Raw genomic sequence first — 17,164 nt, forward strand, 5'->3', positions numbered from 1 at the left:
CAGCCCCTCAGTCCCATTCCAGGCCGCCGCGGCGCCACACGTATGCGTAGGCGACGAAGACGGTGAGCACGAAGAGCAGCATCTCGACGAGCCCGAAGATCCCCAGGGAGTCGAAGGTGACCGCCCAGGGGTAGAGGAAGACGATCTCGATGTCGAAGACGATGAAGAGCATCGCCGTCAGGTAGTACTTGATGGGGAAGCGACCGCCGCCGGCGGGCATCGGGGTGGGCTCGATGCCGCACTCGTAGGCTTCGAGCTTCGCCCGGTTGTACCGTTTTGGGCCGATCAGCGTGGCCATGACCACGGAGAAGATCGCAAACCCTGCGCCGATGGCGCCGAGCACGAGGATGGGTGCGTACGCATTCACGCTCCTCGCTCCTTCCAGTCGTCCTTGACCGTTGGACCGCTGCGCCGGCGCCGAGTGCCCCGCCCCCTCGAAGGGCGCCCCTTCGAACAGGGACCGATCGCATGTGAGGCAGTTCACAAGCCGGACTGGTGCGCATCTTATGCCTGCCGGTCTGTGATCTGCGACACGGGTAACAACACCGAGTTTGTGATCTCCACCACCTGACGAACGATCATGAAGGCCGATGAGTGGTGATCTTCGTACTCAAGGCATCCACATGATCACCAAAGGTGACATCCGGGCCCGTTGGTGCAGGTGGAAGGCCTGTCGCCCTATCAAACGATGGGCAGTGCAGGCAAATTGGCGGCTCCGCCGCCCAAGTGATAAGGGAACGCGGGTCCCTCGCCCGGGGGACTCCACGAGTACGGGAGTGGACACGGTGGCCGGAAGTCGCCTCCGGCGGGATCCGGGGAGAGATCCTGTGCATCCGTTCACGAACCGCACGATGAGTTCACGGTCGGATCACGGACCGGCCACAGCCCCCTCACGGCGGCAGGTAACTGTGACCTGCGTCACGTGGGGCGGAGCCCGCGAAAAGGGGGCTTGGCCAACTGTGCGGGTCGATGGTAGGCCGTGGATCAATTCGGACTTATTACTGAAACCCCATGATCACAGGCTTGTGAAAGCGTGTCCGTTACGTCCGTTACGGCGTCAATAAGAGGCGCGACGCGCCCGGTTAGCGGCCTCCGCGCGCAACTGTGGCGCAGACCACGTTTCTTGAAGGGGACCCGGCACCCCTGATAGCGGTTGTCCCATGTCCCACACCGCTCACATACCCAGCCACCGGAAGCCCCGCCGCAGCGCCTCGAAGCTCGCGGTCCGCGCCGGAGTTGCCGGTGGCGTCCTCAGCACCCTGGCCATGGCCGGAACCGCGAGCGCGTCCCCGTCCGAGCCCGTGGCCGAGACGACGCTCGAGATGCCGGTCCTCGACCTGGACCTCGGCACCCAGGTCTCCAACGCCGTCAACACGGCCGCGGAGAACACCCGCGTCGCCGCCGTCGAAGCCGCCGTCACCGGCGAGCTGAACGCCCAGGAGGAGAGCGCCCGCACCGGCGCCGCCGCCGAGGCGAAGCAGGCGAAGGAAGACGCCACCAAGGCCGCCGAGCTCAAGGCGAAGCAGGAGGCCGACCGCAAGGCCGAGGCCGAGCGCGCGGGCCGCGACAGCAGCCGCACCGACCTCACCAACGCCTCCGCCGCCGACAACGGCGGTTCCTCCGCCGTCACCGGCTCCGGCAGCGGCTCCACCGCCTCGAAGCCGGCCACCGGCTCGGCGGCCGCCATCATCGCCTTCGCCCGCGCCCAGATCGGCAAGCCGTACGTCCTCGGCTCCACCGGCCCCACCGCGTACGACTGCTCGGGCCTCGTCCAGGCCGCCTACCGCCAGGCCGGCATCAAGCTGGACCGCGTCTCCCAGGACCAGTCCATGGCCGGCCGCTCGGTCTCGCTGAGCAACCTCCAGCCCGGCGACATCGTGTACTGGGGTGCCAAGGGCAGCGCGTACCACGTCGCCATCTACTCGGGCAACGGCAAGTTCATCGGTGCGCAGAACCCCAGCACCGGCATCGTCGAGCGCAGCCTGAGCTACGACATGCCGACGGGTGCCGTCCGCGTCCTCTGACCGCACGGTCGCACGATCGTCCGCAAGGTCCGGTACTCCCCCGCTCGGGGGCGGAGTACCGGACCTTCGGCATGCTGAGAAGATGGCCGGGGCGTATCGCCCGGCCGTTCGAGCAGACCCTGGAGGTGGTGGTCCCGTGAGCAGACCGTCCTACGAGGACCACGGCTACGAGGACCCCCGCGCCGGTGACCCCGCCGCCGTCCCGGCCGCCCTCGGGCTGGGCCTCCTGTCGGTCGGCGGCTGGCTGCTGACCACCACCCGCCCGTGGCACAGACCGGGCAGCCCCCTGACCCTGGGCCTCGGCTGGACCGTCTCCGGCGCGCTGCTGCTGTCCGGGCTCGTCCTGCTGGCCCGCTGCGTCCGCACCGTCCACGGCGCCCCCGGGGCCGCCGAGGGGGTCGACGCGGCCCTGCGGGGGCCCGGGAACGGCTGAGCCGCCCCCGGACACCGGGAGCGGCTCACAGGGCCCGCCAGGCCCTCGCTCAGGCCTTCGCTCAGGCCTTCGGGGCCACCTTCGAGAGGCCGTTGATGATGCGGTCCATCGCGTCGCCGCCCGTCGGGTCGGTCAGGTTCGCCAGCATCTTCAGCGTGAAGCGCATCAGCACCGGGTGCGTCAGCCCGCGCTGCGTGGCGATCTTCATGACCTTCGGGTTGCCGATCAGCTTCACGAAGGCGCGGCCCAGCGAGTAGTAGCCGCCGTAGGTCTCCTTGAGCACCTTCGGGTAGCTGTGCAGGGTCAGTTCGCGCAGGGCCGGGGTGGCGCGGGAGTGCGCCTGCACGATGACGTCCGCCGCGATCTGGCCCGACTCCATCGCGTAGGCGATGCCCTCGCCGTTGAACGGGTTGACGAGGCCGCCCGCGTCACCGACCAGCAGCAGCCCCTTGGTGTAGTGCGGCTGCCGGTTGAAGGCCATCGGCAGCGCCGCGCCGCGGATCGGCTGCGTCATGTTCTCCGGGGTGTAGCCCCAGTCCTCCGGCATGGACGCGCACCAGGCCTTCAGGACCTCGCGCCAGTCCAGCTCCTTGAACGCGGAGGAGGAGTTGAGGATGCCCAGGCCCACGTTGGACGTGCCGTCGCCCATGCCGAAGATCCAGCCGTAGCCCGGCAGCAGCCGGTCCTGCGGACCGCGCCGGTCCCACAGCTCCAGCCAGGACTCCAGGTAGTCGTCGTCGTGCCGGGGCGAGGTGAAGTACGTACGGACGGCCACGCCCATCGGACGGTCCTCGCGCCGGTGCAGGCCCATCGCGAGGGACAGGCGGGAGGAGTTGCCGTCGGCGGCGACCACGAGCGGGGCGTGGAAGGTGACCGGGGTCTTGTCCTCGCCGAGCTTGGCCTGCACGCCGGTGATGTGCCCGGTGCGGGGGTCGCGGATCGGCTCGCCGACGTTGCAGCGCTCGTACAGGCGGGCGCCGGCCTTCTGCGCCTGGCGGGCCAGGGTCTCGTCGAAGTCGTCGCGCTTGCGGACGAGTCCGTAGTCCGGGTAGGAGGCGAGTTCCGGCCAGTCCAGCTGGAGCCGCTGCCCGCCGCCGATGATGCGCAGGCCCTTGTTGCGGAGCCAGCCGGCCTCTTCGGAGATGTCGATGCCCATGGAGACCAGCTGCTTGGTGGCACGCGGGGTCAGACCGTCACCGCAGACCTTCTCGCGCGGGAACGCCGTCTTCTCCAGGAGCAGGACGTCCAGCCCGGCCTTGGCGAGGTAGTAGGCGGTCGTGGAACCGGCGGGCCCGGCCCCGACGACGATCACGTCCGCGGAGTGTTCGGTGAGGGGCTCGGTCACTGCGGGGTCTCCTGAAGGCTCGGTGGAAAGTGCCCAGCGGCACAGGACATGAGGCAGTCTATGCAGCCGTTGCGCTCCCGCTGGGGTGCGGGTGTGGGGCCTGCCCCCGGCCGGGGTCCGCGCGTACGCCGCTGTCCGGAGCCGGGGCGGGGCCGCGGCTTCCGCTGCGCGGGGCGAGTTCCCCTGCCCGCCTGCGAGCGGCGCGTCAGAAAATGCTCAGGCCCGTCAGGGTCGTGAAGCGGTCCAGGGCGGCCACGCCCGCTACCGAGTTGCCCCGGGCGTCGAGGCCCGGGCTCCAGACCGCGAGGGTGCAGCGGCCCGGGACGACCGCGACGATGCCGCCGCCCACGCCGCTCTTGCCCGGCAGGCCCACGCGGTACGCGAACTCCCCCGCGGCGTCGTACGTACCGCACGTCAGCATCACCGCGTTGACCTGCTTCGCCTCGCTGCGCGTCAACAGCCGCGTGCCGTCCGCGCGCAGCCCGTGGCGGGCCAGGAAGCGTCCGGCCAGGGCCAGGTCCGCGCAGCTCATCTCGATCGAGCACTGCCAGAAGTAGTGCTCCAGCAGCGCCGGCACCGGGTTGTCGATGTTGCCGTACGAGGCCATGAAGTGGGCCACCGCCGCGTTGCGGTCGCCGTGTTCCTGCTCGGACGCCGCCACGTCCGGGTCGAAGCCGAGGTCCGGATTGCCGCTCTCCTGCCGGAGGAAGTCCAGGAGTTCGCTGCTCGCGTCGCCCGTCAGGGTCTGGAGCCGGTCGGTGACGACGAGCGCGCCCGCGTTGATGAAGGGATTCCGCGGGATGCCGTTCTCGTACTCCAGCTGCACCAGGGAGTTGAACGGGTTGCCCGACGGCTCCCGGCCCACCCGCTCCCACAGGCTGTCCCCGCCCTCCGCGAGGGCCAGGGCCAGCGCGAAGACCTTCGTGACGGACTGGGCCGAGAACGGGACGCGCCAGTCGCCGACCCCGAAGACGTTGCCGTCGAGGTCGGCGACCGCCATGCCGAACCGCCGCGGATCGACCTTCGCCAGCGCCGGGATGTACTCGGCGGGCGTGCCGCTGCCCACCAGCGGCGAGACGTCGGCCGCGATCCGCTCCAGCAGCCCCTGGTAGTCCATGGACATGGAGGGTTACGCCTTGACCCCGCGGTGCAGCGCCACGATGCCGCCGCTCAGGTTCCGCCAGGCCACCTTCGACCAGCCGGCCTTCTGGAGCAGGCCCGCCAGCGCCGGCTGGTCGGGCCACTCGCGGATGGACTCGGCGAGGTACACGTACGCGTCCGGGTTGGAGGAGACCGCGCGGGCGACCGGCGGCAGGGCGCGCATCAGGTACTCGGTGTAGACGGTCCGGAAGGGGGCCCAGGTGGGCTGCGAGAACTCGCTGATCACGACCTGGCCGCCGGGCTTGGTCACGCGGTACATCTCGCGCAGCGCGCCGTCCGTGTCCTGGACGTTGCGCAGCCCGAAGGAGATCGTCACCGTGTCGAAGACGTCGTCCTTGAAGGGGAGCTTCGTCGCGTCGCCCGCCGTCAGCGGCAGCCACGGGTTGCGCTTCTTGCCCTCGCGGAGCATGCCGAGGGAGAAGTCGCAGGGGACGACGTACGCGCCGGTCGCCGCGTACGGGAGGGACGAGGTCGCGGTGCCCGCGGCCAGGTCGAGCACCTTGTGCCCCGGGCGGGCGGCGACCGCCTTGGCGGCCTCCTTGCGCCACAGGCGCGCCTGGCCGAGGGACAGGACGTCGTTGGTGAGGTCGTAGTTCGCGGCCACCCCGTCGAACATGGAGGCGACTTCGTGCGGCTGCTTGTCCAGGGAAGCCCTTGTCACTGGCGTTGGCCCCTCGGTGCTCGGTGTGTCTGCGGCGGACGGGTGGTGCACGGGTAGTACGCCGTCATCCTCTCAGGCCGACGGACCGCCGACCTCCCCGCCCCGGCCCGGCCGTGATTCCGGCGGAACCGGACCGGAACCGGACCGGAAGCGGGCAGACTGGTCGGACATTCCGAACAAAGGGATTACGGATGCCGGCAGGGCGATCAGCGGGCGCGCGGCGGCCCGGGCGGTTACGGCGCACGGTCGTGTGGTCGGCGGCGCTGGCCGCCCTCGCGGTGGCCGCCTACCGGACGGGCCCGCAGGACGGCGGGGCCGCCGCCGCCCCGGCCGTCCCGCCCCCGCCGGCCGCGCGGACGGCCCCGGTGCCCGTGGGGTTCACCGCCTCCTCCACCGCCGGCCGGGCGCAGGGCCTCGGGCACCCGCTGCGCTGGCGGGTGGAGGCGGAGAACGGCAGCGGGATCGACCCGGACGCCGCCGCCCGGGCCGTCGAGGCGATACTCGGGGACCGGCGCGGATGGATACGCGACCCCGCGTACGGCTTCCGGCTGGCCGGGCTCGGGGAGCCGGTGGACTTCACCGTGAAGATCGCCACGCCCGCCACCACCGACCGGCTGTGCGAGGTGGTCACCCCCGAGCTGATCGGGGAGGCCAACTGCCGGGCCGGCCACGCGGTCGTGGTGAACCTCAAGCGCTGGCAGGAGGGCTCGCCCCAGTTCCGCGGCCCGCTCGCCGAGTACCGGGCGCTGATCGTCAACCACGAGGTGGGCCACGAGCTCGGCCACGAGCACGAGGGCTGCCCGCACCCCGGCGCCCCCGCCCCGGCGATGATGCAGCAGATCAAGGGCCTCCAGGGGTGCGCGTCCAACGCCTGGCCGTACGCCGCCGACGGAACCTACCTCGCAGGACCCCCGGCCCCGTGAGCGGTCTAGCGGCGCCGGTGCAGCAGCCGTCCGGCGATGACCGTGGCCACGCAGGTCGTCGCGCCGCGCTCCAGCAGCTCGGCCTCGTCCGCCACCGCGAAGACCGCGAACCGGGCCGCGGCGCCCGCCTCCAGCACCCCGTGGAAGGCCTGCCCGGCCGACTCCCGCCCGGCGAGAGGGTCCAGGGCGGGGGCGCCCTCGTACGGGGCGGGCGGCACCACGGCCAGGCCGGAGCGGGTCACCGCCGTGCGGACGGTGGCGGTGGTGAAGCGCCCCGCCACCGCCACCACCCCGCGCGCGAGCAGCTTCTGCGTGCCCCGCCGGGCGCTGTTGCCCCAGCGGGACTCGGTCATCTTCAGCGCGTCGAGCGCCTCCGCCCCGGTGATCGGGTCGGCGCCGAGCTCGGTGACCTCGTACGGGTCGTCCGGGTAGTACGTGCGCTCCAGCAGCTCGTCCGCCCCCCGCGCCAGCAGCCCCGGGGTCAGCACCCCGGGCCAGCGGCGGACCCGGGCGTGCGGCGCACCCGCGGCGAGCTCCTCGTACGGGCCCGTGCGGACGATCCGGTCGCCCTCGACCAGGACCGCGCCGCCCTCCAGCGGCGCGGCACCCGGACCGGTGACGAGGAGGTCGGCGGTGTGCAGCGTCAGCATCGGGCGTCAGTTCGTGGAGATGAGCTTCAGCTCGGGGTGCGCGGTGCCGCCCTCGATGGCGGTCGAGGAGATGTGCGAGACCACGCGGTCGTCGACCGGGTCGTTCGCCGGGTCCTCGTGCACCACGAGGTGCTCGTACGTGGTCGCGCGCTGCGCGGGGACGCGGCCCGCGCTGCGGATCAGGTCGATGATCTCCTGGCGGTTCGAGCGGTGCCTGGCACCGGCCGAGGAGACCACGTTCTCCTCCAGCATGATCGAGCCGAGGTCGTCGGCGCCGTAGTGCAGGGCGAGCTGGCCCGCCTCCTTGCCTACGGTGAGCCAGGAGCCCTGGATGTGGGCGATGTTGTCGAGGAAGAGCCGCGCGATCGCGATCATGCGCAGGTACTCGAAGACGGTCGCCTGGGTGCGGCCCTTGAGGTGGTTGTTCTCGGGCTGGTACGTGTACGGGATGAACGCGCGGAAGCCGCCGGTGCGGTCCTGTGTGTCCCGGATCATCGCGATGTGCTCGATGCGCTCGGCGTTGGTCTCGCCGGTGCCCATCAGCATGGTGGAGGTGGACTCCACGCCCAGCTTGTGGGCGAGCTCCATGATCTCCAGCCAGCGCTCGCCGGACTCCTTCAGCGGGGCGATCGCCTTGCGCGGGCGCTCCGGGAGCAGTTCGGCGCCGGCGCCGGCGAAGGAGTCGAGGCCGGCGGCGTGGATCCGCTTGATGGCCTCCTCGGCGGAGACGCCGGAGATGCGGGCCATGTGGTCGACCTCGGACGCGCCGAGGGAGTGGATGACGAGCTGCGGGAAGTCCTTCTTGATCGCCGAGAAGTGGTGCTCGTAGTACTCGACGCCGTAGTCCGGGTGGTGCCCGCCCTGGAACATGATCTGGGTGCCGCCCAGCTCGACGGTCTCCGCGCAGCGGCGCAGGATGTCGTCGAGGTCCCGCGACCAGCCCTTCTTCGTGTCCTTGGGGGCCGCGTAGAAGGCGCAGAACTTGCAGGCCGTGACGCACACGTTGGTGTAGTTGATGTTGCGCTCGATGATGTACGTCGCGATGTGCTCCGTACCGGCGTAGCGGCGGCGGCGCACCGCGTCGGCGGCCTGGCCGAGCGCGTGCAGCGGGGCGTGCCGGTAGAGGTCGAGGGCCTCTTCCTTGGTGATCCGGCCCCCTGCGGCGGCGCGGTCGAGGACGGACTGGAGTGCGGCCAGGTCGGTCACCGGGGGATCACCTTTCGGCGGTGTGTCAAGGGTCCGGACCGATCCAGCCTACGCCAGGGTTCGTGCGCCCCCGTCAGGGCGGGGGTCACGGACTGCGGGTGAGGTCTCCTTCGGGGTTCCCGGCGGGCACGTCGCCCGACTTGTAGTGCAGGGTTCCGTTCTCGTTGAGGGTGAAGCGCTCGTCGGCGGAGCCGTTGGAGCAGACGCCCGGGGCGGGGTTGGGGCCGCCGGCCGTGTCCAGGACCAGGGAGCGGTCGGTGGCGGAGGCGAGCTTCCAGTCGCCGCTGCAGTCGGTGCCGAGCAGGTCGATGACCGACTTGTCGCGGGCGACGACCTCGCCGACCTTGCCGGCCTTGATGGTGATCTCGAACGTGGCGGGGACGCCGAGGCGGGCGGTGGTGACCGTGCCCTTCCAGGTGCCGACGAGCGCCTTGGGCACGTCGTTACGGGTCCCCTTGGGCGGGGCCGAGGACGACGGCGACGGCTGCGCGGAGTCCGGCGCGGAGCCCGCCGGGGCCTGGGTCTTCGGGTCACTGGCCGAGGCCGAGTCCCGGGTCTGGCCCTGGCCCGGCAGCAGGTCCAGCGCGTACAGCCCGCCGGACAGCACTGCGAGCACCCCGGCGGCCGCGCCGAGCACCAGGGTGCAGCTGAAGCGGCGTCCGGCCGCGGTGACGCTGACCCCGCGGCCGCCGCCGTCGGGGGCGGTCCGCGGCTGCGGCACCCCGGTACCGCCGCCGGACTGGCCGGCCGTCTCGGTGGGGGCGCCGTACACGCCGCCGGAGGCGTACCCGCCCGTGCCGGAGGGGCCGTACGGGCCCGCCGTCGCGGGGTGGGCGGAGCCGGCCGGCCGTGCGGCGGAGCCGTAGGAGGGGTCGGGCGTACCGAAGCCGACGCCGGCCGGCCCCCCGAAGGAACCCTGTGCGAACGGCACCGGCCCGGACTCCGCCTCCGCCACCGGGGCCGCGTCCAGGTCCAGGAGGGCCACCGCCGCCCGGCTCGCCTCCTCCACCAGCGGCGCCGGGAGCCAGCCCGGCGCGCCCAGGGCGCCGCCCAGGGCCGCCGCGAGGGCCTCGGGCGCCGGACGGTCGGCGGCGGCCTTGGCCAGGCAGGAGCCGATCAGCTCGCGCAGCTCCCCGTCGGGGACGCCGTCGAGCTCCGGCGGCTCGTGGACCACCTTGTAGAGGAGGGTCGCGGAGTTGTCCCCGCTGAAGGGCGGCCGGCCGGTCGCCGCGAAGGCCATGACCGCGCCCAGGGAGAACACGTCCGAGGCTCCCGTGACGCCCTTGCCGAGGATCTGCTCGGGGGACATGTAGCCGGGCGAGCCGATGGAGACGCCGGTGGAGGTCAGCGAGGCGGTGCCGTCCGTGGCCCGGGCGATCCCGAAGTCGATCAGCCGCGGACCGTCGAGGGTCAGCATCACGTTGGAGGGCTTCACGTCCCGGTGCACGAGGCCCAGCCCGTGCACCGCCACCAGCGCGCGGGCCAGCCCCGCGCCGACGGCCCGTACCGAGGCCTCGGGCAGCGGCCCGTGCCCGGCCACGGCCCGGTCCAGGGAGGGGCCCGCCACGTACCCGGTCGCCACCCACGGCACGGCCGCCTCCGGGTCGGCGTCCAGCACGGGCGCGGTCCACTCACCGCCGACCCGACGGGCGGCCTCCACCTCGCGGCGGAAGCGGGCTCGGAACTCCGCGTCGGAGGCGAAGTGCGGGTGCACGATCTTGACGGCGACGGTCCGGCCGCCGGCGCTGCGCCCCAGATAGACCCGGCCCATACCGCCCGCGCCCAGCCGGCCGAGCAGCCGGTAGGCGCCGACGGTGCGCGGTTCGCCGGCTTCGAGCGGCTGCATCGCGTCCCCCGTCCCCCGAGATCCGTGTTCGTTCACGTTCGTGTGAACAGACAGAACCTTAGGGGGTGGCGGGTGCGCGTTCCCGCCGAATAGCCGCTGCTCCGCCCTCTCCCGTTCGCATTCACCTTCGAGTGACGTGAATGCGAAAGGGGAACGAATTCCCGGCAAACGGAACATTCCCGAGGGGAGGGCGGGAGAGAAGCGGAAGTATCGGCGCCGATATCGCGATCAGTGATCCGGCGCGGCGGCCTTCAACAGCTCCACGGAGACGTCCGCGTCGTAGCCGGTGTCCGCTCCGGTCCGGCGGGCGAATTCACGCACGCCGGCCAGTTGGTCGGGGCCGAAGCGGAAGTCGAGGGTGGTGAAGTAGCGCTGGAGCAGCTCGGCGTCGAAGGCCTCCCAGCGGGCGGCCTGCTCGGCGACCTTGACGACCTCTTCCAGGGAGACGTCCCGGGAGGCGAGGAAGGCCTCGTGGACCTCCCGGACGAGCACGGGCTCGCGCTCCAGGTAGTCCTTGCGGGCGGCCCAGACGGCGAAGACGAACGGCAGCCCCGTCCACTCCTTCCACATCCGTCCCAGGTCGTGCACGGTCAGCCCGAGCCGGGGCGCGTCGTGCAGCGAGGCGCGCAGCGCGGCGTCGCCGATCAGCACCGCCGCGTCGGCCTCCTGCATCATCAGCCCCAGGTCAGGGGGGCAGGTGAAGTAGTCGGGCCGGACTCCGTACTGCTCGGCGAGCAGCAGCTGGGCGAGCCGTACGGACGTGCGGGAGGTCGAGCCGAGGGCCACGCGGGCGCCGTCCAGCTGCTCCAGCGGGACCTGCGAGACGATCACGCAGGACATGACGGGACCGTCGCAGCCGACGGCAAGGTCGGGGAAGGCGACGAGGTCGTCGGCGTTGCGGAGGAACTCCACCAGGGTGACGGGGGCGATGTCGAGGTCCCCCTGGACGAGCCGCTCGCTCAGCTTCTCGGGGGTGTCCTTGGTCAGCTCCATGTCCAGCAGCGTGCCGGTTCGGGCCAGCCCCCAGTAGAGGGGCAGGCAGTTCAGGAACTGGATGTGGCCGACGCGGGGCCGGCTGCGATAGACGTCCACATCGCGAGACTAGCCGCGGTTCTCCGTCAGCGTTCGAGCGGGTCTCAAACGTCCGGGTGACGTGATCTTTCCCTCTGGTCTCGGCCCGAGGGTGCGTGCTAGGCTCGACGCAAGTTGCAGTTTGGTTTCCCTTGCAGTACGAGGCCTGCGGAGCATGTAACCCGCAGGCTTTTGTAGTTTTCAGACTTCTTAGCAGGTTCTGGAGCAGGGCGACCCTTTGGCCCATAGGAGGGCTCATGGCTACCGGAACCGTGAAGTGGTTCAACGCTGAAAAGGGCTTCGGCTTCATCGCCCAGGACGGCGGCGGCCCGGATGTCTTCGTCCACTACTCCGCGATCAACGCCTCTGGCTTCCGCTCCCTCGAGGAGAACCAGCAGGTCAACTTCGACGTCACGCAGGGCCCGAAGGGTCCGCAGGCGGAGAACGTCACCCCGGCCTAGTCGCCAGGCCGACCGGATCGCGGTCGCATAAGCAGTACCCAAGGAGCCCTGCCTCCTCCGTGCGAGCGGAGGAGGCGGGGCTCCTGCCTTTTCCGCCGCCGGAGCTCCGGCCGGCAGCGCCGTTCGGGGCCCGCCACTGGTTCCCCTGAGTGACCGTACGTCACGTTATGTGTGCGTTTCTCGCGGTCCGGGGATGGTCGGTCCTGGTACGAGGCCGCCACGGGAAAGGACGCACAGCACATGAGGAAGCTCGCTTGGGCCGCACGAGGTATCTCCGCCGCTACGGGGGCGCTGCTCCTCGGAGCCATGATGGTCCCCTCCGCGGCGGCCGCCGATCCGGAGCCGCACGCCAAGAAGAAGTGCGGTCCGGTGGCGCGTCACATCTCCTCCGACTACGACTACGTGATCGGGGCGGTGTTCCGCCTGACGAACGACCGGGAAGGGCACGCCTTCCTCAACGACAGCCGGAACCAGGGCGTGTGGATCGACCTCAAGGCCATCCCCAACGCGCCCAAGTGCATCGTGGACGTGGCCGTCACCGTCGGGGGAGTGGTGGTGCGCAGTCCGGACCTCATCCTCAGCGTCCTCGGCAAGGACGGGGTGATCCACGAGGCCCGCTGCGCCGTCAGCACGACGACCTACTTCACCCCGACGAACCTGCCGGGCACCTGCGGCGTCGGCTTCCAGCCCGTCCAGGCCACCCCCGTGTAGCGGACCCGCTGCGCACGGCACGGCCGGCCGCCCAGGGCGGCCGGCCGTGCCGTGTCGTGTGGGCGCTCCCCGGTCAGGCCTTCGGGGAGGCGGCGGTGATCTCGATGGTGAGGATCAGCTCGGTCTTGTCCGCCGTGAGCAGCCGCAGGTGGTACGTGCCCGCGGGGACGCCCTCGGTGAGCAGCTCGGGCAGGACGGTCTTGCCGTCGGCGCCGGTCTTGGGCAGCGCCACCGTGAACAGCTTCTCGTCGGCCGTGGCGCCCTTGAACCACGGGCCCTTGGCCGTCTTGGCGTCCACCGGGGTCCAGGCGCCGCCCGTCTTCTCGACGAGCGTGGCGGTGAGCCGGGCGTCGGCCACCGGCGCGCCGCCGCGGGCGACCAGGTACTCCAGGCCCTTGACCGGGGTGCCCGCCGCGGCCTGCACCGTCTTGGTGCCGGTGAGCTCGGTCGGCTTCTCGGCCGGCTTCTCGGCGACCTTGCCGTCCAGGGCCACGGTGAACTGGCCCTTGGCGTCGTAGGCGGTGGCCCGCAGGGTGAAGGTGCCCGCCTTCGGGCCGGCCTTGAGCCGCGGGGTGGTGGCGATGCCCTGGGCGTCGGTACGGACGACCACGCTCGACTCGCTGCCGAAGACGAAGCCCGTGCCGCCGGTGGTGTCCTGCTCGACGGCGACCACGACGGCCTGGCCGACGGCCGGCTTGCCGTCGCTGAGGACCGCCTTGAAGCGGGTGCCGTCCGCGAAGAGGCTGCCGGCCTCGGCCTCCAGCTTCGCCTCGCCGACCCGCTCCAGCTTGGCCAGGGTCGCGGGCGCCGGGGTCGGCTTGGAGGGCTCCGGCGTGGGCGTCGGCTTCGACGGCTCCGGGGTGGGCTTCGGGTTCGGGGTCTGGTTGCCCGGGTTGGAGGGGTTCGACGGGTTCGTCGGGTTGTTCGGCCGCGTGGCCGGCGGCTGCGGGGTGGGGACGCGGGGGGTGGGGATGGTCGGCGTGGGCGGGGTCGGGTAGTTGCCGACGGGCGGGTTCGGGATCCCGGCCGTGCCGTCCTGCTGGTACTGGCGCATGTAGCCGAGCACGGAGTTCACGTACTCGCGCGACTGGTTGTAGCCGAGGATCGCCTTGTCGAGGTCGGCCGGGAGCGAGAGGTCCTTGCCGCCCGAGCAGAGGTAGAGCCCCGCGCCGAGCGACGCGTCGTAGATGTTGTTCGCGTCGCGCTTGCCGTCCCCGTTGCCGTCGGCCTTCCAGGTGGCCCAGGTGGAGGGGATGAACTGGAGCGGGCCGAAGGCGCGGTCGAACTCGGTGTCGCCGTCGAACTCGCCCTTGTCCGTGTCGAGGATCTTCGCGTAGCCGTTGCCGTCCAGGCGCGGGCCGCGGATCGGCTTCTCCGTGGTGCCGTCGGTCTTCAGCCCGTAGCCGGAGGCGTGCACCGACTCGACCCGGCCTATCGCGGCGACCAGCGCCCAGGGCAGCTTGCACTTGGGCAGGGCGGCGGCCACGGCCACCTCGGAGCGCTTGTAGGCGTCGAGGGCGGTCGCGGGTATGGCGGAGGAGCCCTCGGTCGCGTTGCCGCCCGTGCCGGCGGCGGGCGGGACCACCGGGTCCGCGAGCTGGCCGGGCAGGTCGAGGCGGGCGTCGCCGCGGTCGGTGGCCTGCGGGCTGTCGGGCGTGGGTTCGGCCTCTCCGGCGCCGGCGACCGGGGTGTTGGTCACGACGGCGGCCGTGGTCAGGCTGGCCGCGAGCGCGGCCGTGCACAAGACCTTGCGCGAGGTGTTGACTACATGGCGGTGAAGCGGCTTCACGGTGCGGCGATCCCCCCAAGGCGGCCGTCAAAGGCAGGCGGCCGGTCGGGCCGCGATTGTTCTGTCTATCAGGTATTCCGACACGACTCACCGTCGCCCCCGTAGATATGACGCACCATTCGTCTCGGCTTCACCCGGCTGTGACCCAGGACGTCCAGCCCGGCTCCGGCGGCCCTCCGGCCCGGCCCCGGGGGGACCTTCGACCCTGTCCGAAACACCCCAAAGACCCGTACTAGCATGGCTCGTTGGCCTTTACCCTGGTTTTCATGGCGAGCAGCAGCAAGAAGGACCACCGCCGCGAGGCCCGTGAGCGGCTCCGCACGGAGCGGGAGGCGGAGGCCCGGCGGGCGCGGCTGCGCGGCCGGCTGCTCGTCGGCGGGGCGCTGGCGGCCGTACTGGCGGTCGCGGCCGGGGTGGGCGCGTACGCGTCGGGGCGGGCCGGCCCGGGGAAGAGCGAGGCCGGCGGCAAGCCCTTCCTGCGGCCGGCGAACACCGCCGGCGAGGACGGGGTGGTGGTCCCGTACGGCAGGGCCGACGCGAAGGACGTCGTGTCCGTCTGGCTGGATCCGCGCTGCCCCTTCTGCGCGAACGTGGAGACGGGTCTCGGCCCGGCCCTCAAGGAACAGGCGGACGCCGGGACCTACCGGGTCGAGTACCACTTCGCGACCTTCCTGGACGGGGGTCTGGGCGGCAAGGGCTCCAAGCGCGCGCTGAACGCGCTGGGCGCGGCGGTGAACGAGAGCCCGCAGAAGTTCGTGGAGTACCTCCGGGTGCTCTACGGGAACCACCCGCGGAAGGAGACGGACGACAAGTTCGGCTCGACGGCCACCCTGCTGGACCTCGCCGGGCAGGTGCCGGGGCTGCGGACGCCGGACTTCGACCGCGCGGTCGAGGAGCTCTCGTACATGCCGTGGGTCGACGAGGTCTCGCGCGCCTTCGGCCGGAGCGGCAAGCAGGGCACCCCGGTGGTGGAGGTCAACGGCAAGGAGGTGGGGGCGCTCTCGGGCCGGGGGGAGGCGGTCTCCCCCGAGGCCTTCGCCCAACTGGTCGCGGCGAACCGGAAGTCCTGAAACGTAACAAGGGCTGTGACAGGAGCCTGATACGTTTCAGGCCAATCGAGCGCACTGGTGTTCGGCACCCCCTCTTCCGTGGGCCCTTCCGTGAGAACGCCCGGAAGCCGAACCGGAACCGGAATCGGAACCGGTCGGGGGTCCCGCCCGGTCGCCGCTGCCTGCCGCCGCCGATCCGAAGGCCCCCCATGAGCACTCCGCCGCCGAACCCCTACTCCGGAGCCCCCGTTCCGCCCGGCCCGCACCCCGGCGCCCCGGCCGGGCAGAACCCGTACGGGCAGCCCCCGGCGGGAGCGAACCCGTACGGGCAGCCCCCGGCGCAAGCGAACCCGTACGGGCAGCAGCCGGGCCCGGGCCAGAACCCGTACGGACAGCCGGGCCCCGGCGGCCACCCCGCCCCCGGCCAGGGCCACCCCGCGCCCGGGCACCCCGCGCCGGGGCACCCCGCGCCGGGCTACCCGCAGCAGCCGCAGCACCCGCAGTACGCGGCCCCGTACCCGTACCCGCACGCCCAGGCGCCGGGCTGCCGCCAGTGCGGGGCGCCGGAGACGGCGAACTTCGCGGTGCGCGCGCACGTCGGCGTACTGATCCTGATGCGCTTCCACACCCTCAACGGGCCGTTCTGCCGCCAGTGCGCCCGGTCGCTGATCCGCACCATGACCACCAAGACCCTGTGCCAGGGCTGGTGGAGCCCGTTCTCCCTGGCGATCTTCACGCCGTTCACGCTGCTGTGGAACCTGTTCGCGGCGATGAAGTACGCCAAGCTCCCGAACCCCACCCCCGCACCGGGCCGGCAGCCGCTGGAGGAGGGCCCGCCGGTGCACGCGCGGCCGCTCGCCTACGTGGCGATCATCCCGCTGCTCTGGGCCACCTGGGTCGCCGTGAACATCTTCCTGGACGTGAGCGGCCGCCGCTGAGCCCCGCCGCCGGGCCCCCTGCCCCGCACCCCTTCACACCGGCACCCCGCACCCCTACTCTGACGGCCCGTCAGATCTGTTGATCCGAGCCGCCAGGGGGCGCGTGATGCTGCTGCGAGGGAAGACCGTCGTCGTCTCCGGTGTGGGGGCCGGGCTCGGCCACCAGGTGGCCGCCGCCGTGGTCCGCGACGGCGGCAACGCCGTCCTCGGCGCGCGCACCGAGGCCAACCTGGCCAAATCCGCCGCCGAGATCGACCCCGACGGCGCCCACACCGCCCACCTGCCCACCGACATCTCCGACGAGCGGCAGTGCGAGGCCCTCGCCGCCCTCGCCCGGGAGCGCTTCGGCGGCATCGACGCCGTCGTGCACGTCGCCGCCTGGGACTCCTACTTCGGCGGCCTGGAGGACGCCGACTTCGGAACCTGGCAGCAGATCATCGACGTCAACCTCCTCGGCAGCCTGCGCATGACCCGGGCCTGCCTGCCCGCCCTCAAGGCCGGCGGCGGCTCCGTGGTCTTCATCGGCACCCAGTCCGCGGTGGCCGCGCCCAACGAGGTCCGCCAGGCCGCCTACGCCGCCTCCAAGGGCGCCCTGACCTCCGCCATGTACTCCCTGGCCCGCGAGCTCGGCCCGCACCGGATCCGCGTCAACACCGTCCTGCCCGGCTGGATGTGGGGCCCGCCCGTGCAGGCCTTCGTCACCTTCACCGCCCACACCGAGGGCGTGCCCGAGGCCGAGGTCCACCAGCGCCTGGCCGACCGGATGGCCCTGCCCGACCTCGCCACGGACGGGGACGTCGCCGACGCCGCCGTCTTCCTCGCCTCCGACCGGGCCCGGGCGATAACCGGACAATCCCTGCTGGTCAACGCCGGTGAGCTGATGCGATGACGCCCTC

At 72.1% G+C, this 17,164-nt stretch carries 17 protein-coding genes; 8 read left to right on the plus strand and 9 right to left on the minus strand.

What is annotated here, in order from left to right; all coding sequences use genetic code 11:
* Window positions 1-7 precede the first annotated feature (7 nt).
* The gene (locus ACZ597_RS29080) at window positions 8-367 is read right to left on the minus strand and encodes an NADH-quinone oxidoreductase subunit A (protein WP_045946775.1); all 360 of its coding nucleotides are present in this window, start codon (window positions 365-367) and stop codon (window positions 8-10) included.
* A gap of 793 nt (window positions 368-1,160) precedes the next feature.
* Here ACZ597_RS29080 and ACZ597_RS29085 point away from each other — a divergent pair.
* Window positions 1,161-2,024: a C40 family peptidase gene (locus ACZ597_RS29085; protein WP_471336104.1), complete on the plus strand. Its 864-nt coding sequence runs from the start codon at window positions 1,161-1,163 to the stop codon at window positions 2,022-2,024.
* Between the two features lie 136 nt (window positions 2,025-2,160).
* Window positions 2,161-2,457 carry a hypothetical protein gene (locus tag ACZ597_RS29090; RefSeq protein WP_471336107.1) on the plus strand — a complete coding sequence of 99 codons (297 nt, stop codon included), beginning with the start codon at window positions 2,161-2,163 and terminating at the stop codon, window positions 2,455-2,457.
* Between the two features lie 61 nt (window positions 2,458-2,518).
* Here the strand turns inward: ACZ597_RS29090 and ACZ597_RS29095 are convergent, their stop codons facing one another.
* From ACZ597_RS29095 to ACZ597_RS29105, 3 genes are all read right to left on the minus strand, one after another.
* Window positions 2,519-3,802 (minus strand): geranylgeranyl reductase family protein, encoded by a 1,284-nt coding sequence (locus ACZ597_RS29095; protein ID WP_471336110.1) that lies wholly within the window; start codon window positions 3,800-3,802, stop codon window positions 2,519-2,521.
* A gap of 205 nt (window positions 3,803-4,007) precedes the next feature.
* Window positions 4,008-4,919 (minus strand): glutaminase, encoded by a 912-nt coding sequence (locus tag ACZ597_RS29100; protein ID WP_471336469.1) that lies wholly within the window; start codon window positions 4,917-4,919, stop codon window positions 4,008-4,010.
* A 12-nt stretch (window positions 4,920-4,931) separates the two neighbouring features.
* Window positions 4,932-5,624, minus strand: coding sequence for a demethylmenaquinone methyltransferase (locus tag ACZ597_RS29105; protein WP_471336113.1), 693 nt, complete (start codon window positions 5,622-5,624; stop codon window positions 4,932-4,934).
* A 191-nt stretch (window positions 5,625-5,815) separates the two neighbouring features.
* Here ACZ597_RS29105 and ACZ597_RS29110 point away from each other — a divergent pair, with 191 nt between their 5' ends.
* Window positions 5,816-6,547, plus strand: coding sequence for a DUF3152 domain-containing protein (locus tag ACZ597_RS29110; protein WP_471336116.1), 732 nt, complete (start codon window positions 5,816-5,818; stop codon window positions 6,545-6,547).
* A gap of 5 nt (window positions 6,548-6,552) precedes the next feature.
* Here ACZ597_RS29110 and ACZ597_RS29115 read toward each other — a convergent pair whose 3' ends face one another.
* The 4 genes from ACZ597_RS29115 to ACZ597_RS29130 form a co-directional block, all read right to left on the minus strand.
* On the minus strand, window positions 6,553-7,197 hold the full coding sequence (locus ACZ597_RS29115; protein ID WP_471336118.1) for an imidazolonepropionase-like domain-containing protein: 645 nt from the start codon (window positions 7,195-7,197) through the stop codon (window positions 6,553-6,555).
* A 6-nt stretch (window positions 7,198-7,203) separates the two neighbouring features.
* On the minus strand, window positions 7,204-8,403 hold the full coding sequence (gene mqnC / locus ACZ597_RS29120; protein ID WP_471336121.1) for a cyclic dehypoxanthinyl futalosine synthase: 1,200 nt from the start codon (window positions 8,401-8,403) through the stop codon (window positions 7,204-7,206).
* Between the two features lie 85 nt (window positions 8,404-8,488).
* Window positions 8,489-10,249: a serine/threonine-protein kinase gene (locus ACZ597_RS29125; RefSeq protein WP_471336124.1), complete on the minus strand. Its 1,761-nt coding sequence runs from the start codon at window positions 10,247-10,249 to the stop codon at window positions 8,489-8,491.
* Between the two features lie 228 nt (window positions 10,250-10,477).
* A complete protein-coding gene (locus ACZ597_RS29130; RefSeq protein WP_471336127.1) occupies window positions 10,478-11,341 on the minus strand; it encodes a menaquinone biosynthetic enzyme MqnA/MqnD family protein in 864 nt (287 codons plus the stop codon).
* Between the two features lie 236 nt (window positions 11,342-11,577).
* On the opposite strand from ACZ597_RS29130, the gene ACZ597_RS29135 reads away from it, so the two are divergent.
* Together ACZ597_RS29135 and ACZ597_RS29140 are read left to right on the plus strand one after the other, a co-directional pair.
* The gene (locus tag ACZ597_RS29135; RefSeq protein ID WP_007265804.1) at window positions 11,578-11,781 is read left to right on the plus strand and encodes a cold-shock protein; all 204 of its coding nucleotides are present in this window, start codon (window positions 11,578-11,580) and stop codon (window positions 11,779-11,781) included.
* A 240-nt stretch (window positions 11,782-12,021) separates the two neighbouring features.
* Window positions 12,022-12,492 (plus strand): hypothetical protein, encoded by a 471-nt coding sequence (locus ACZ597_RS29140; RefSeq protein ID WP_471336129.1) that lies wholly within the window; start codon window positions 12,022-12,024, stop codon window positions 12,490-12,492.
* A gap of 73 nt (window positions 12,493-12,565) precedes the next feature.
* Here the strand turns inward: ACZ597_RS29140 and ACZ597_RS29145 are convergent, their stop codons facing one another.
* Entirely contained in the window at window positions 12,566-14,281 is a 1,716-nt protein-coding gene (locus ACZ597_RS29145; protein WP_471336132.1) for a lytic transglycosylase domain-containing protein, read from the minus strand.
* A 266-nt stretch (window positions 14,282-14,547) separates the two neighbouring features.
* Here ACZ597_RS29145 and ACZ597_RS29150 point away from each other — a divergent pair, with 266 nt between their 5' ends.
* The 3 genes from ACZ597_RS29150 (at window position 14,548) to ACZ597_RS29160 (ending at window position 17,157) form a co-directional block, all read left to right on the plus strand.
* Window positions 14,548-15,351: a thioredoxin domain-containing protein gene (locus tag ACZ597_RS29150; RefSeq protein WP_471336135.1), complete on the plus strand. Its 804-nt coding sequence runs from the start codon at window positions 14,548-14,550 to the stop codon at window positions 15,349-15,351.
* A gap of 188 nt (window positions 15,352-15,539) precedes the next feature.
* Window positions 15,540-16,268 carry a hypothetical protein gene (locus ACZ597_RS29155; protein WP_471336137.1) on the plus strand — a complete coding sequence of 243 codons (729 nt, stop codon included), beginning with the start codon at window positions 15,540-15,542 and terminating at the stop codon, window positions 16,266-16,268.
* Window positions 16,269-16,374: 106 nt separating this feature from the next.
* Window positions 16,375-17,157 (plus strand): SDR family oxidoreductase, encoded by a 783-nt coding sequence (locus ACZ597_RS29160; RefSeq protein ID WP_471336140.1) that lies wholly within the window; start codon window positions 16,375-16,377, stop codon window positions 17,155-17,157.
* The last annotated feature ends 7 nt before the right edge of the window (window positions 17,158-17,164 follow it).

It is taken from the genome of Streptomyces sp. NPDC040718, from assembly GCF_055593565.1.

Excerpts from the sequence above, each read along its gene's own strand:
- ACZ597_RS29135 (WP_007265804.1), top strand. The coding sequence starts at position 11,578 with ATGGCTACCGGAACCGTGAAGTGGTTCAACGCTGAAAAGGGCTTCGGC.
- ACZ597_RS29150 (WP_471336135.1), top strand. The coding sequence starts at position 14,548 with ATGGCGAGCAGCAGCAAGAAGGACCACCGCCGCGAGGCCCGTGAGCGG.
- ACZ597_RS29115 (WP_471336118.1), bottom strand. The coding sequence starts at position 7,197 with ATGCTGACGCTGCACACCGCCGACCTCCTCGTCACCGGTCCGGGTGCC.
- ACZ597_RS29140 (WP_471336129.1), top strand. The coding sequence starts at position 12,022 with ATGAGGAAGCTCGCTTGGGCCGCACGAGGTATCTCCGCCGCTACGGGG.
- ACZ597_RS29085 (WP_471336104.1), top strand. The coding sequence starts at position 1,161 with ATGTCCCACACCGCTCACATACCCAGCCACCGGAAGCCCCGCCGCAGC.
- ACZ597_RS29100 (WP_471336469.1), bottom strand. The coding sequence starts at position 4,919 with ATGGACTACCAGGGGCTGCTGGAGCGGATCGCGGCCGACGTCTCGCCG.
- ACZ597_RS29125 (WP_471336124.1), bottom strand. The coding sequence starts at position 10,249 with ATGCAGCCGCTCGAAGCCGGCGAACCGCGCACCGTCGGCGCCTACCGG.
- ACZ597_RS29110 (WP_471336116.1), top strand. The coding sequence starts at position 5,816 with ATGCCGGCAGGGCGATCAGCGGGCGCGCGGCGGCCCGGGCGGTTACGG.
- ACZ597_RS29160 (WP_471336140.1), top strand. The coding sequence starts at position 16,375 with ATGCTGCTGCGAGGGAAGACCGTCGTCGTCTCCGGTGTGGGGGCCGGG.
- ACZ597_RS29155 (WP_471336137.1), top strand. The coding sequence starts at position 15,540 with ATGAGCACTCCGCCGCCGAACCCCTACTCCGGAGCCCCCGTTCCGCCC.